Consider the following 13784-nt stretch of genomic DNA (forward strand, 5'->3'; position numbering starts at 1 on the left):
TCTCCCTCGAGGGCGCGACGCGTTCACCGGACCGTGCTCAGACGGGCCTCGGCGCCGCTTCTCATCGGTGTCGGGCGGGGGGAGAACCCCCTGGCCCGTGCGCGGCGTAGCGCGCCGTGAAGGTGCGGACGGCCTCGTCGATCACCTGGGCGACGCGCTCGGCGCTCACCTCCCAGCCCGGCACCAGGAGCGTCGGCCAGAAGACGTAGTTGGAGATCATGCCGAGGAACTGGGTGGCGGCCAGGTCCACGTCGTCGACCTTCACCGTCGCCGCCTCGTGCTCGGCTCGGAGGTAGACGCGCACGGACTCGAAGGCGGGCATCTTCCCCTGCGAGAACTGCGCATCGGCCAGCTCGGGGAACCGCGGCAGCTCGGCGATGACGATCCGGAACAGGTCGGTCATCTGGGGCCGCCGCAACAGCTCGGCGTAGCGGTGACCGATGGTGGTGAGCCCGTCGACGACGTTGCCTGCGGGCGGAGGATCCTCCTCGTCCGCGGTCGCCCACGACTCGGTGACGATGGCGTCGAACAGGTCGGCCTTGCTCGGGAACTGCTTGAACAAGGTGGCCCGCGAGACACCCGAGCGCTCGGCGATCCGTGCCAGCGACGTGCGGTCGTAGCCCCGCTCGAGGAAGAGCTCGGTCGCGGCCGCCACGATCACGGCGCGCTTCTCCCGGGCGACGCGCTGGTGGTACGTCGGCACGACCGTGGCCATGGATCGAGCCTACGAGGTGAGTGGGTTGTCTCACCACTGCCCCCGCCCTAGCGTCGAAGAAGAGGTGAGCCACTCGGCTCACCGCTCGTGAGAGGAACCTCCATGAACCGCTTCGACGACCAGACCGTGCTCGTGACCGGTGGGACCGGTGGCCAGGGCTCGAGCCACGTGCGCGCCTTCCATGCCGAGGGCGCGAACGTGGTGATCGCCGACATCGACGCCGAACGCGGCGTCGCCCTCGCCGCCGAGCTCGGCACCCGTGCTCGCTTCACCCGCCTCGACGTCACCGACGAGAGCTCGTGGTCCGCCGCCGTGCAGGAGGCCGAGAGCGCCTTCGGCGCCGTGCACGTGCTCGTCAACAACGCGGGCGTCCAGAACCCGCCGGTGCCGATCGAGGAGACGGACCGGGCCACGTGGTCGCGGATCCTCGACATCAACCTCACCGGGACGTTCCTCGGCATCAAGGTCGCCGCCCCCGCCCTGCGCCGCGCCACAGGGGGAGCCATCGTCAACATCGCCTCGACGATGGGCCTGGGCGGCACCGCGCACTACGCGCCGTACGTCGCCAGCAAGTGGGCCGTGCGCGGTCTCACCCAGACGGCGGCGCTCGAGCTCGGGCGCGACCTCATCCGGGTGAACACCATCCACCCGGGCGTCATCGCGACCTCCTTCATCCAGGAACCGGCCGCGGGCGCCACCGTCGCCATCGCCGACGTCTACTCCCCCGAGCCGTTCGCCATCCCGCGCCTGGGAGAGCCGAGCGACGTCACCGGGCTGCTCCTGTTCCTCGCCTCGTCGGACGCGTCGTTCATCACGGGGTCGGAGTTCGTCATCGACGGTGGGCTCCTCCTCGGGCCCGCCCTCCCGGCCGAGGCCGCATGAGCGGCCCGGACACGACCGGAGGGGACGACTCCGCCCCGGACGCGCCCTTGTCGCACCTGCCAGACCACATCCGGCGGACCATCGAGATCACACCCGCCGCCGGCACCCGCGAGAGGATCATCGACATCACGACGCGGGGGCGCCGCACCGGCCGACCACGCCGCATCGAGATCTTCTTCTACCGAGCTGCGGGCCGCACCTACCTCTGCAGCGGCGCCGGCGGGTCCGCGACCGACTGGCACGCGAACCTCCTCGCCGATCCCGACTTCACGTTCCACCTCAAGAACGGGGTCCGCGCCGACCTGCCGGCACGGGCCACGCCGGTCACCGACCCCGTCGAACGCCAGGCCGTGCTGGAGGAGATCGTCGCCGACCTCAACCAGCCCCACGACCCCGGCACCATCCGGCCGACACGGCTCGAAGACTGGGCGGACAGCCGACTGATGCGCATCGACTTCGGTCGCCGGTCGTGATCGCCTCGGCCCAGGAGGCAGGAGACGCCGGCCCGGTGGTCAGGGAGCGGCGCCCTCGTGGATCATCTCGCTCAGCCCCTGCCGCAGCTCAGGGCCGTCCTCGTGGCCGTGGACAGCGACGGCGTGGGCTGCGGCCGCGTCGAGCAGCTCCTGCTCGCTGTCGGCCGAGATCGAGAGGGTGCAGTCCGCCTCGCTCGGCATCTCACGGCAGTCGACGTACATGCGCGTCATCGCGATCTCCTCGGGTTCGCGGGCTCCTCCCATAGGCGCGCTCGAGGGGCCCCCTGTCAACCAAGGAGGATGACCGCCCCCGACCCAAGGCCGAGGCGGGCGTGAGCGCACGACAACGAGGAGAGCCCTCCGGAGAGCCACCCTCCCGTCGTCTTCCAGCCGTCGTGGTGGACGGGCTGGCGCCTTCGTAGGCGACATTGACCGCGAAGGTCCCCTCCGCATCCATCCGGCTGCCTGCGATCTTGTCCTCGCCGAGCAAGCCCTGACACGAGAACGTGCCCCTTGAGGTTCCCTTCGGCCGATGAGATCGTCGGCTACCGGGCCGCCATCCACGCCACCTGGGCACGGGGACGACGCCCCAGGGCCTGCCACCTCCCCTCGCTCGACGAAGACCCTCGCGACCACGGAGCCCGCGACGGCGCCTCGCCGGACTTCCTGGCCGGCTGGCGAACAGGGATCGACGCCGCCGGCTGGTGACGGGTCGCGCCACGCCCCCCGCTCCGAAGGCCCGAGGGATGGTGGCACGGGGTTCTACCGATGCCGTACCGGAGCTGACGCCGGCACAGTCTCCGCATGGCCCGGCTGTCCCAACCCAAGACCGCTGACCTTTGCGCCCGACACCGAGGGACGCTCCTGCGCGGACTCGCATTGGTGGCAGTTGCCGGCGTGGTGGCCTGTGGGTCAGGAGGCGACGACGTCGACCCGGTGACGGCGTACTGCGATGGAATCGACGAGTACATCGCCCGCTACGACGAGCTCGACGAAGAGGAGAGAATCCGGTTGGGGACAGAGTTCTCCAACGCGGGGGAACAGATCGAAGGTAGGCCCGCCCGGGCAGAGGCGTGCAAGGCTCGCTATGACGAGTTCCGGGAGCAGAACCGACCGCCTCTCGAAGGGCAGTGACGCGGCCTTCCAAACAGACGCGGCACCGCCCCCGACCCGAAGGCCGAGGGCCGAGGGCGGCGCAGGTGTCCGGTCTGAGACAGGTGGGACCTAGGCGCTCCCGGGACGGGTCCCTCCCTGCAACTCGCACAGGGCCCACGCCTCCTCGTTGCGAGTCGCCTGGTCGGTGTCCTGCTCCACCCATCGGGCGAACAGGTCGAGCCACTCCTGCGTCGCCGGCGTCACCTCGACGCTCGGGTCAAACGTGATGGGTGTCGTCTTGGGTGTGGTCACTGCTGCCTCCTGGCTGTAGGTGCTGACCGGGTTGGTCACCCGGTTGGTCACCTCGGCTGAGGAAACAGGAGAGCCGGCCCTTGCGGACCGGCTCTGACCTGCGGATTCGGTGGTCGGGCTGGGGAGATTCGAACTCCCGACCTCTTGACCCCCAGTTCAAAGTGCCTTGCTTTTTCTGGTGTCACTGCGTGCCGCGCAGTGCGCTGACCTGGGGTTTCATCTCTTGTTGAGTCCACCGAGACCGGTCTCGTCCACCGCTTCCGCCGGCGGCCACGTCGTCATCCCTGCGAAGGATCTCGCGCAGCTCGTCCCCGGGCGAGCGAAGGACATCGGGGCCTTGACGAAGCGGGAGCGAGAGGTCCTCCATCTCGTCGCCGAGGGTCTGACCAACCAGGCCATCGCGGCCGAACTCGTGCTGAGCGTCCACACGGTCCGGACCCACGTCCAGACGATCCTCACCAAGCTCGGGGCCCACTCGAAGCTCGAGGCCGCCGCCGTCGCCAAGCGTCGTCGCATCCTTCGCTGAAACCTCACCTACGACTGATGTCGTACTTGCGAAATGGCTCTCGCGCCGGTGTTCTCGCATCGCTCGAGGCACGAACATGAGTCATCCGCGCGCTGCTGCGTAAGCCGCGCCACACCTGCCTGCCGCGGGGAGAGACACCAATGGGACCTGACATCAGCACCGAGGCGCCAATCGGTGCCTCGCTGTCCATGGAGCTGATCGAGGCTGCCTTCCGCGCCACGCCGAACGGTGTCGTGATCCAGGATCCGTTCGGCGTGATCGTGGCGGCCAACCGGGCCGCAGAGGTGATCCTGGGTCTCACCGCCGATGAGATGCTGGGCCGCACGAGCCATGATCAGCGGTGGGGGACGATCCACGCCGACGGGACACCCTTTCCCGGCGAGAGCCACCCGTCGATGGTCGCACTGCGCACCGGTGAGCCGGTTCGCGGCGTCGTCATGGGGGTGTACACCCCGACCGCACAGCTCCGATGGCTGCGTGTCGACTCGACACCTCTGGTCATCGGGGAGGTGGTCGAAGGCGTGGCCACGTTCTTCGTCGACATCACCGAGCAGCGCCGCGCCGAGGACGGCAGGCGAGAGGCGGAGGACCACCTCAGGATCGCCACCCACGCAGGTCGTGTGGGCGTGTTCGAGTGGGACCCGGCAGAGGAGACGATCTGGGTCGACGAGGAGGCCGCTCGCATCTGTGGCTGCCCAGGACTCGCCAAGCGCGGCCCGATCGAGGTGCTCCTCACCGCAGTGCATCCCGAGGATCGGAGCCGAGCCGAGCGCCAGATGCGCGAGGCCTTCACGGGTGGGGGCCCGGCCGGGGGAGCTTTCCGAGTCGTGCACCCGGACGGGACCGTGCGGTTCGTCCTCGTGCAAGCCGACGTCCGCTCCGACGCCGAGGGTGGATCGCGGCTCACGGGTGCGGTCGTCGACGTCACCGATCTCCACGGCGCGAACCAGCGGGTGGTCGACCTGCTCGAGTCCATGCCCGAGGCCTACTTCTCCATCGACCGCGACTACCGGTTCACCTACCTGAACCCTGCTGCGGAAGCGCTGCTCGGCCGCGACCGGTCCGTTCTCTCCGGTCGAATCCTGTGGCACGAGTTCGGCGAGCTGATCGGCTCCCAGTTCGAGGAGCTGTACCGATCGATCATGGACGAAGGAGGTATGGGGGAGGTCGAGGCGTACTACCCGCCGCACCGCCGGTGGTACGAGGTCCGCGCGCACGCCATCCCCGAGGGAGTGGCCGCGTACTTCCACGACGTGACGGATCGCCGGATCGCCGCCGCTGAACGCGACCGCCTGCTGGCTGCGGAACGGGAAGCCCGCGTCGTCGCCGAGCATGCTCGCGTCGAGCTCGCGTTCAGAGCGACCCACGACAGCCTCACCGGACTCCCGAACCGGGACAACCTCCACACCTGGATCGTTGGGCGGCTGGAGCTCAAGCGTCCCACCCGTGAGTTCTGCGTGTGTCCGTTCGACCTCGGCGGCCGGCAGATCGTCGTCACCGCCAGCGCCGGCCTCGTCTTCGCGCACTCCCACCGTGACGCCGAGTCGCTCATCAGGGACGCCGACGCTGCGCTCTTCCGCGCCAAGGACGCGGGGAGGGATCGGATCGTCGTCTTCGACGACGAGATCCGAGCGGCAGCGCTCGCCCGCGTCGAGATCGAGGCCGATCTCCGCGAGGCCCTCGGTCGCGGCGATCTCGTCGCCCACTACCAGCCGGCCTTCTCGATGAGTACCGGTGCCGTCCTCGGCCTGGAGGCACTCGCCCGATGGACCCATCCTCTTCACGGGCTCATCCCTCCGAGCAGGTTCATCCCGGTCGCATCCGAGACCGGACTCATCAACGTGCTGACGACCCGGATGCTCGACCAGGCAGCGCGCGACGCGGCGGAAGCAGCAGCGATCACGGGCAACCCCGAGGTCGTGATGTGGGTGAATGTCACCCCGCAGCAGCTCACCGAACGGTGCTTCGCCGACGCAGTGCTGGGAGGGCTCGACGAGCGCGGACTTCCCGCACGGCGGTTCGGGATCGAGGTCGTGGAGACCGCGCTCCTCGACGACTCCGACTCCGTCGCGGTCACGCTGCGCCGTCTCGCCTCGAGCGGGGTGCAGATCGCAATCGACGACTTCGGTACCGGTCACTCGTCGCTCCACCGCCTGCACGAGTATCCGGTCGATCTGCTCAAGATCGATCAATCGTTCGTCGCTCGTCTCGCCGACCCGGCGGGCCGTCCGATCGTCGCCACCATCGTCCACCTCGCTCACGCGATCGGCGCGAGGGCGTGCGCCGAAGGCGTCGGACCGAGGAGCAGCTGCGTCTCCTGGGTGAGCTCGGTGTCGACTGCGTATCTGGTTTCCACCTCGCCGCGCCCGACCGCCTCGAGAACCTCTGGTAGCAGCGCGGACCCGGCGGCCCGAGCGCGCCGCCGACGGGGGGTTCGACCGGCTGGAGCTACGGCAGATGCAGTACCGGCGAGTTGGTGCGCACAGCGCTGTCTCGAGCGACGCCATCTCCTGATCCAAGTGGGAGCACCTCGCGAACACAGGAGACAGCCGTGAGCATCTTGCGATCAGCGCGACAAGCGTCCGTGGCCACGAACGGTCACACGGAACGTCCGCAGCAGCGGACGAGCGGTGGGAGTCCGGCGGCACGTGCCGGTGGTCACCGCGCAACCGTGAGCGTCCCCCTCATCGTGGCCGCCGACGTCGCTCCGATCCACGATCGGCGAACCATTCATCTGGGTGAGACGCTCGAGATCAGCCCAGCAGGCGTCGAGTGCGTCCTGCCTGAACCGATCCCGGCGGGCGAACGCGTCCGGTTCCGATGTGAGATCCCTGGACGCAGACAACCCCTCGCAGTGGATGTCGAAGGCACCATCCGATGGTGTCGCACCGTGCGTGCGAACCACCTCGTTCTCGGCCGCGACGTCGTTCACCACTACGTCGACTTTGCCCCGATGGCGAGCTCGGTCGAGGACGCCATCGTGTCGGCGCTCTTCTTCCTCGAGACGAACCGATCGTGATGATCCGGGTCAGGGAAGTCCCCTGCCGGTGTGACAGGGGCTACGGAAGCTTGGATGCGAGGACGTCGGCGGGGAGGATCTCGGGCGCCTGGGCGAGGAGCCTGTCGGCGTTCTCGGTCAGGGCATCGACGATCGCGCCGGTGGCGTGGGCGTTCCGGTCGTCCTGGGTCGGGAACGCATCGAAGATCCAGAACGTGGACTCGTCGGTGCGCACCGCGAACCACACGATGGTGCCGGGCTCGTCGTTGGCGAGGGTGAGGGCCCCTCGCAGCAGCTCGGCGAGTGCGTCTCCTTGGTCGGACTTGGCGACGATCTTGGCGACGAATGCGTAGGGGAGATCAGTGGGTGCGGACATGGTGTGCTCCTTGTCGTGCCGGGAGGCTGTCTCCCGAGCGATGTCCTGACCGTACGACGGACCAGCCTCGGGTGATAGTGGCGCATCCGGCAGGATTGCTACCATTTGCGCCATGCGGATTGGCATGGTCGTCCAGGACGGTTGCTTCGGTTCCGCGGTGGCGTCGGTGATCGACATCCTGGGTGTGGCAGATGCGGTCCGAGGCGACGTCGACCCGAGGACCGCACCGATCACGCTTGCGATCGCCGGGCCCAAGCGGCGGGTGGTCACGACGACGTCGATGACCTTGGCGGTGGAGCACCCCCTGTCGGATGTCGCCGACTTCGACGTGGTGATCGTGCCCGCGCTCGGCACGCTCACCGCCACCGACACGGCGCAGGCCCTCGAGCAGCGGGCCGCGAGATCGGTCGTCGAGGCACTCGGCCGACTCGATGACTCGACCACCCTGATCGCTGCCGCGTGCACCGGCGTGTTCGCCGTCGCGGAGGCCGGCCGCCTACATGAACGCCGAGCGACGACGAGCTGGTTCCTTGGGCCAGCGTTCCGGCGGCGCTACCCGACGGTCGACCTCGATCTCGACACGATGGTCGTGTCCGACGGAAACCTCATCACCGCGGGCGCTGCGTTCGCTCACATCGATCTCGCACTGTCGATCGTTCGATCGGTCAGCCCTGACCTCGCGCAGCACGTCGCAAAGCTGCTCCTGATCGACGAGCGCCCTTCCCAGTCCGCGTACGTCGCGTACGAACACCTCAGCCACGAAGATCCGATCGTGATCGAGTTCGAACGCCACGTCCGAGCCAGTCTCGACGAACCCTTCGACGTCGCCCGAGCGGCTCGAGCGATCGGAACCAGCCGACGCACGCTCGAGCGACGACTCCGGTCCGCTCTCAACCTGACACCGCTCGCGTTCGTGCAGCGCCTCCGCCTCGAACGGGCCCGGCACCTCAGCGCGACCACCCAGCTCAGCACCGCCGACATCGCACAGAGGGTCGGCTACGCCAACGCAGAGACACTGCGAGCGCTCATGCGCAGAGAACAACGATCGTCCTAGCTGAACCACCGGCGGCGCGCACGGGCCAGATCTGCTTGCCTTCCGAAGAGAACGAAGGGGCTCATACCGAGGCTGGCGGCATGGCCGTCTCCTATCGCCGGTTGCGCGACAGGGGTGGGACGCTCGGACTGTCCCCGAACTCCGCCTGCGAGCGTCCCTCATCTGCGGCCGAGCCGACGACGAAGTCACCTGCCGAGGCCAAGGCTGCGGCCGAGCGAATGGTCGCTCGGCGGATTGAGCTCTCGGCCGGCGAAGCGGGCGTCCTGGACAACGCGTTGGTAGTCGGCGGCGAGGTCAGGATCGTCGTGGTGTGCTCCCAGGAGCGTGTCGGTCGTCGTGACGCCAGCCTCGATGCGGTACGTCTCGATCTTCGCGACCTCTCGCCACCACCATGCTGCGGCTTCTTTCCTGTCGGGGATCGGACCGAGGACTCGGGTGAGGTATCCGTGCGGATGCCGGCCGATCTGAGCGAGGTGGACGCTGAGCTTGGCGTCGATCAGCTGATCCAGCGCCTCGCGGCGCTCGGTGTCGGAGCGGTGCTGCTCCTCGAAGGAAGCGAAGGCCGCGCGCTGGCCGTCGATCTGCGCGATGGCTACGTCGATTCGCTGCAGCGCCGTGTGTGCGCGTTCGACACGGTTCTCTGCCACGACGCGGGCGGGGTCGGTTCGCCCGACGCGTTCGCGCAGCCGGAGTGGGCCGACCGCCTGGAGCTGTCGTTCGGCGTCCCGGATCTCGCCGAGGGCCATGTCCCGTCGCTCGGTGAGGGCCGCGTCCTCGATCGTCGGGTCCACCGGAGACGCGGCGAGGATCCGGTCGAGCCGGCGGCGCTCGACCAGCAGCTCCCTCAGATCATCCGTGCTACGCCCCCGGTCGTTCTGGGCGACCACTTCGGTGTCGATGGCGAGGGTCTGCGCGGTGGATCGCCGGAGGGCGGCGGCGACGAGTTCGAGTGGGTCTTGTCGGTCGCCGCGGGTGCGGGTGGCGGTGTCGTCGCGGTCGGGGTTGACGACGTAGAGGTGGTTGCCGAGCCGGCCGCGGGACATGCCGACGTAGCCGAGCTCCCGGTACAGGGAGTCGTTGCCGAGCAAGAGTGCCCGGTCGCAGGTCAGGCCCTGGGCCTTGTGGGCCGTGGTGGCGTAGCCGTGCGCGAGGTGGCCGGCGTCCAGGTACTTGGTCGTGACGGTGGCCAGGTCGCCGGTGTCGAGCCGCACCCGGAGGGTCCGCTCGGCTGGGGCAAGGTCGGTGATGGTGCCGAGGCTGCCATTTGTCAGTCCGCGGCGCTTGTCGTTGCGCAATGCGAGCACCCGATCGCCGACTTGGAAGACCCGCTCCCCTGCTTCGAGTTCGGGGCCGGCGAGTTGGTCGGTGGCGAGCATGCGAGCTCGGGCGCGGTGGTTGAGGTCGTCGACGTCGGCCCACCGGGCGGCGATCATCAGCGCCTGTTCGCCGGCCAGACCAGCGGCCCACCAGTCAGCGACGAGCCGGTCTCGCACATCGGGTGCCGTGGCGGCGGTGACGACCCGACCCTGCTCCGCGTAGGCCGCCAGTGCCGCGTTCACGTCGCCGGAGCGGAGCTCGGCGAGCGCGTCGCGTTCCCATGGGTGGATCTGTCGTCGGTTCTGCTCGAGCGTGTACGCGCCCAGTCGCCGGGCGAGTCCACGGAAGGCGCCTCCGGGGCCGATCTCGTGGAGCTGCTTCTCGTCGCCGACCAGCACCACCTTGGCCCCGGCACGCTCGGCGTGGTCGAGAAGGCGGGCCAGGGTTCGGGAATCGACCATCGCGGCCTCGTCACAGACCACGACCGTGTTCGGCTCGAACCCTCCGGAGCGGTCCAGGTCGCCGAGGAGGCGGGCCAGCGTGGATGACGGGATCGAGGCGGAGTCTTCGAGCTGCGCCGCGGCCCGGGCGGCGAGCGCGCAGCCGACCACGCGGCGGCCGGCCTTCTCCCAGGCTTCGCGGTCGGCGTCGAGACAGAACGTCTTGCCGGTCCCCGCCGCCGCCGACACCACCTCGACCCCCGCGCCGGATGTCGTGAGTCCGGCAACCAGCGCGGCCTGCTCGTCGGCCAGAGTCGGACGGGCACGCAACGCTGCGGCCAAGTGCGACTCGTCGACGAGGCCGACCGTGTCGAATCGGCGGGACACGGCACCGGACACCATCCGCTCCTCGAGCGCGAGCAGGTCACGGGTCGAATACATACCCGCCTTCGCATCCCCTGCCGACGCCGGGTCCGAACCATCGGACACGGTGACCAGTGACACGACCTCGGGCCGGGCGAGGAACGCGTCCGCCGATGCCTCGACGAACTCGACGGGCGCGCCTTCGGGAAGGTGGTCGGTCCAGGCCATCACGATCTTGCGGCGATCGAAGGTCGACGCTCTCCCGGTCAGGCCGTCGGGGCTCTCGAGGAACCGCTGGACGGCCTCGACCTCGGCGGCCGACAGCGTCAGGGCCTCTTTCCCCGGCCCCATCGCCTGGTCGAGTACGGCGAGGTCAGCGCCGGCGTCGGTGGCCTCGGTTCGCCAGACCTCGCGGAGCGACACGGTGGCGGTGCCGGGGGTCTTGGCCCGACGGGTGTCGAGCGCAGCGATCTCCGCCGCCCGCGGTGAGGTGAAGCCGAGCTGGTCGAGCTGGGCCTTGATCTGCTTGCTCCGCTTCGAGAACAGCCCGAGCAGTTCCTCCGGCACACCGGCGACATCCGCGATCCCGTTGATCACCGGACCCCACTCCACCCCCAGCCGCTCGGTGAGCCGCATCCGTAGCTCGGCCTCGTACAGGCACCCGGCGGTCTTGGCGTGGGCCCAGAACAGCTGGGAGTGCAGCGTCCCCCAGCTCCCGTCCTCGGTGCGGGTCAGGTTGGCCGCGACGGCGTGGGTGTGCAGATGCGGGTCTGCCTCCCGGCTCGTGCGATGTCGGAATGCCGCCACGACCAACTCACCGGTCTGTACGTGCCGGACACCGTTGCGGCCCTTCCGGGTCCATGTGACCGACCGCTCCAGATACCCGAGGGCAGCGTCGACGGATTCGTCGTGGCACTCCCCCACGATCCGGGCCGTGTCCGGATCACCGAGTCCGAACAACACCGACACCGACTTCGGCGCCCGGAAGCACAGGTCGTAGCCGGCGTTCTTCCGGTTGGCCGCCGCCAGCATCTCGCCCGTGTTCGGATCACGGCCCTCGATCAGCGCGCGGAACACGTCCTCGTCGACCTCGCCGGCCAGTCCGAACACGGCCTCGGCCGAGCCGGTCCAGCGGCCCGCGGCTTCACCGTGTCCGAGGTAGTACTCCTCGGGGCTCCGGGCCAGAGACGAGATCGGGTACTCCGCATCCACGAGTACGCCGATGCTCAACATGATGAGCCGTCCTCGTGTTCACCTTGGCGCTCACGCTCGAGCGCAGCATCCGAGGATGCAAATTCGTGTATGGCTCTTCGGTCGGGTGACGGCGCCGTGTGAGTCACGTCCTCGCGCTTCGGGTCGGGGCAAGGTGAGCCGGCTTCGGCGGGCTCGGCGGCCGGGATGAGCGACAACTGCTCGACGGGTTCCAGGGCGCTCGGTTCGGGTCTCGGCCTGAGCGGTCGCCGGGTTGTCGGCATCGGGGTCGACGTCGGGTCGGTGGAGGCGAGGGTCACCCCGGCCGGCAGCGCGACCCGAAGGCTCGCGGCGCCGAATCGACCGTGCCGTCGAGCCTGCGGCCGCCGAGCGACCAGCCCCAGCGCCGCGAGCCGTCGGATCGCCGCGGCTGCCGTGTCCTTGCTCACCGACACGGCAACCCCAATGGACCGGGCCGTCGCCGAGGACTCGAGGTCGTCATCCGCGGCCAGGGCCAGGTGCTCGAACACGAGCCACGCCGTGGGCCCGACCGCTCGCTTCACGAGGTCCGCGTCGCTCGTCACGACGAGGCCCGCGGTCACGACGCGGACCTCACCGCCTCGTCCAGCCACCGGTGGAACGCTCGGCACGGGATGAGTACCCGTCGGCCAAGGCGGATCGACGGGAGCTCCCCGCGGTTCACCATCTCGTAGGCGAGCCCTCGGGAGATCCCGAGCATCTTCGCCACCTCGTCGACGGTGTAGGTCAGTCGGTCATCGGGCATCAGTCAGTCCTCCCAGACGTGTCCTGTTGCCCCACTAGGCTTTTTCAGACCCCAAAATCGATCACGCGATCTGCGATCGTCACAGAACTGCAACGTCCCCGTGCCGTCTGGTACTGCCCCATGTCGTCCTGTTCGGACGGCGATCGGGCCGGGGAGCAGCCAGCGGGAGCCCCAGACGCCAGTCTGGGATGCCACACACCGCGAGTCAGCTCGAGACCGCAGCGATGAAGGCGTCAGCCTCTTCCGGCGTGAGGTCATCGATGACATCAACCCCGTACGGCGGATGAATCGGGGCTCGTCGAAGGAGCTCCTCGACGGGAAGCTCCAGGTGCTCGTTCGGTTCGGGATCCGAGTCGCTGGTGAACATCTCGAGGATCAGGCTACGGGCAGCTGGGCCTACCTGGCCGAACGCCGAGCAACTCCCGATGAAGGTCGGCGTCGCCCGGGAGGACGCGCAGCAGGATCACACCTTCAGCGGATACGGACACGACCCGCGCCACAGCGGGATCGGCGTCCGCGTCACCCACGACGAGATACTCCACAAGGTGGGCCTCGGCGTCAGACGACAGATCGTCGACGTGGGCGTGGGTGAGCCCGTCGACGTCAACCCATTGGAAGTCGACCAACAGGTCCCAGGCCGTCGTCGGATGTCTCCGTCAGCTGTGGGCGAGCCGGTCGCTGACCAGTCGGTTCAGGCTCACCCGTTGTTCAGCCGCCTCGAGGACGAGGTCGCGATGCAACGCTTCGGGCACGCGCACATTGAACTTGCCGGAGAAGCTCCGCTCCGCGATCGGCTCGGGCACCGGCTCGCCCGATGCCTGCATGTCTTCGATCACGTCGGACACGAGGGCCACCAGGCCACGAAGTGCCTCGGCCTGGTCCTCGTCCAGCCACGACAGCGAGGGAAACTCGGCAACGGTGGCGACGAACTCGCCATCGTCGGCCGACCACCGAACCCGGTAGGCGTAGTGCGTCGTCTCGGTCACTTGGTCTCCTCCTTGCTGAGCTTGTCAATGGCCTTCAGAACCTGCGTCACCTGATACGGCTTCGCCTTGCCGCCCTTGGACCGTTGGATGTTCACCCGCGGATCGCCGGGCCACGGCGTCTTGAACACGGCATGCGAAGTGCCGCTCTGACGAGCCGCACCGAAGTAGTGCTCGCACACGGTCTCCAGATCCGAGTACTTCACATTGGTCTGCGAGTTCTGCATGGCGGCCACGAGCTTGTCGATCTTGGCCACGACGAGATGGTACCGCTA

At 68.8% G+C, this 13784-nt stretch carries 17 protein-coding genes; 7 read left to right on the top strand and 10 right to left on the bottom strand.

The window, feature by feature from the left end; all coding sequences use genetic code 11:
* Window positions 1–61: 61 nt before the first annotated feature.
* Window positions 62–715, bottom strand: coding sequence for a TetR/AcrR family transcriptional regulator (locus HC251_RS11325; RefSeq protein WP_219945390.1), 654 nt, complete (start codon window positions 713–715; stop codon window positions 62–64).
* A 102-nt stretch (window positions 716–817) separates the two neighbouring features.
* On the opposite strand from HC251_RS11325, the gene HC251_RS11330 reads away from it, so the two are divergent.
* Window positions 818–1597: a glucose 1-dehydrogenase gene (locus tag HC251_RS11330; protein WP_219945391.1), complete on the top strand. Its 780-nt coding sequence runs from the start codon at window positions 818–820 to the stop codon at window positions 1595–1597.
* Window positions 1594–2070 (top strand): nitroreductase/quinone reductase family protein, encoded by a 477-nt coding sequence (locus tag HC251_RS11335; RefSeq protein ID WP_370651280.1) that lies wholly within the window; start codon window positions 1594–1596, stop codon window positions 2068–2070. The genes HC251_RS11330 and HC251_RS11335 overlap by 4 nt, the downstream gene beginning before the upstream one ends.
* Before the next feature lie 39 nt (window positions 2071–2109).
* Here HC251_RS11335 and HC251_RS11340 read toward each other — a convergent pair whose 3' ends face one another.
* Window positions 2110–2301 carry a DUF1059 domain-containing protein gene (locus HC251_RS11340; RefSeq protein ID WP_219945393.1) on the bottom strand — a complete coding sequence of 64 codons (192 nt, stop codon included), beginning with the start codon at window positions 2299–2301 and terminating at the stop codon, window positions 2110–2112.
* A gap of 651 nt (window positions 2302–2952) precedes the next feature.
* Here HC251_RS11340 and HC251_RS11345 point away from each other — a divergent pair.
* Window positions 2953–3204: a hypothetical protein gene (locus HC251_RS11345; protein WP_219945394.1), complete on the top strand. Its 252-nt coding sequence runs from the start codon at window positions 2953–2955 to the stop codon at window positions 3202–3204.
* 90 nt (window positions 3205–3294) lie between these two features.
* Here the strand turns inward: HC251_RS11345 and HC251_RS11350 are convergent, their stop codons facing one another.
* Window positions 3295–3528 carry a hypothetical protein gene (locus HC251_RS11350; RefSeq protein WP_219945395.1) on the bottom strand — a complete coding sequence of 78 codons (234 nt, stop codon included), beginning with the start codon at window positions 3526–3528 and terminating at the stop codon, window positions 3295–3297.
* 286 nt (window positions 3529–3814) lie between these two features.
* Between HC251_RS11350 and HC251_RS11355 the strand changes: the two genes are divergently transcribed.
* From HC251_RS11355 to HC251_RS11365, 3 genes are all read left to right on the top strand, one after another.
* Complete coding sequence (locus HC251_RS11355; protein WP_255566691.1) at window positions 3815–4003, top strand: response regulator transcription factor; 189 nt, start codon at window positions 3815–3817, stop codon at window positions 4001–4003.
* Window positions 4004–4191: 188 nt separating this feature from the next.
* The gene (locus HC251_RS11360; RefSeq protein WP_219945396.1) at window positions 4192–6558 is read left to right on the top strand and encodes an EAL domain-containing protein; all 2367 of its coding nucleotides are present in this window, start codon (window positions 4192–4194) and stop codon (window positions 6556–6558) included.
* A 134-nt stretch (window positions 6559–6692) separates the two neighbouring features.
* On the top strand, window positions 6693–7022 hold the full coding sequence (locus HC251_RS11365; RefSeq protein ID WP_219945397.1) for a PilZ domain-containing protein: 330 nt from the start codon (window positions 6693–6695) through the stop codon (window positions 7020–7022).
* A 40-nt stretch (window positions 7023–7062) separates the two neighbouring features.
* Here the strand turns inward: HC251_RS11365 and HC251_RS11370 are convergent, their stop codons facing one another.
* Window positions 7063–7377 carry a putative quinol monooxygenase gene (locus HC251_RS11370; RefSeq protein WP_219945398.1) on the bottom strand — a complete coding sequence of 105 codons (315 nt, stop codon included), beginning with the start codon at window positions 7375–7377 and terminating at the stop codon, window positions 7063–7065.
* A 112-nt stretch (window positions 7378–7489) separates the two neighbouring features.
* On the opposite strand from HC251_RS11370, the gene HC251_RS11375 reads away from it, so the two are divergent.
* On the top strand, window positions 7490–8431 hold the full coding sequence (locus tag HC251_RS11375) for a GlxA family transcriptional regulator (RefSeq protein WP_219945399.1): 942 nt from the start codon (window positions 7490–7492) through the stop codon (window positions 8429–8431).
* 185 nt (window positions 8432–8616) lie between these two features.
* On the opposite strand, the gene mobF is transcribed toward HC251_RS11375, so the two are convergent.
* From mobF to HC251_RS11405, 6 genes are all read right to left on the bottom strand, one after another.
* Entirely contained in the window at window positions 8617–11784 is a 3168-nt protein-coding gene (mobF, locus tag HC251_RS11380; protein WP_219945400.1) for a MobF family relaxase, read from the bottom strand.
* A complete protein-coding gene (locus HC251_RS11385) occupies window positions 11778–12344 on the bottom strand; it encodes a hypothetical protein (RefSeq protein WP_219945401.1) in 567 nt (188 codons plus the stop codon). Before HC251_RS11385 ends, mobF begins: the two co-directional genes overlap by 7 nt.
* Complete coding sequence (locus tag HC251_RS11390; RefSeq protein WP_219945402.1) at window positions 12341–12526, bottom strand: helix-turn-helix domain-containing protein; 186 nt, start codon at window positions 12524–12526, stop codon at window positions 12341–12343. The genes HC251_RS11385 and HC251_RS11390 overlap by 4 nt, the downstream gene beginning before the upstream one ends.
* 205 nt (window positions 12527–12731) lie before the next feature.
* Window positions 12732–12893 carry a hypothetical protein gene (locus HC251_RS11395; RefSeq protein ID WP_219945403.1) on the bottom strand — a complete coding sequence of 54 codons (162 nt, stop codon included), beginning with the start codon at window positions 12891–12893 and terminating at the stop codon, window positions 12732–12734.
* A 289-nt stretch (window positions 12894–13182) separates the two neighbouring features.
* A complete protein-coding gene (locus HC251_RS11400; RefSeq protein ID WP_219945404.1) occupies window positions 13183–13512 on the bottom strand; it encodes a type II toxin-antitoxin system HicB family antitoxin in 330 nt (109 codons plus the stop codon).
* Window positions 13509–13766, bottom strand: a complete 258-nt coding sequence (locus HC251_RS11405) for a hypothetical protein (protein ID WP_219945405.1) — start codon at window positions 13764–13766, stop codon at window positions 13509–13511. The genes HC251_RS11400 and HC251_RS11405 overlap by 4 nt, the downstream gene beginning before the upstream one ends.
* Between the last annotated feature and the right edge of the window lie 18 nt (window positions 13767–13784).

Origin of the sequence: Iamia sp. SCSIO 61187, from assembly GCF_019443745.1 — a bacterium.
Taxonomy (GTDB): Bacteria; Actinomycetota; Acidimicrobiia; order Acidimicrobiales; family Iamiaceae; genus Iamia.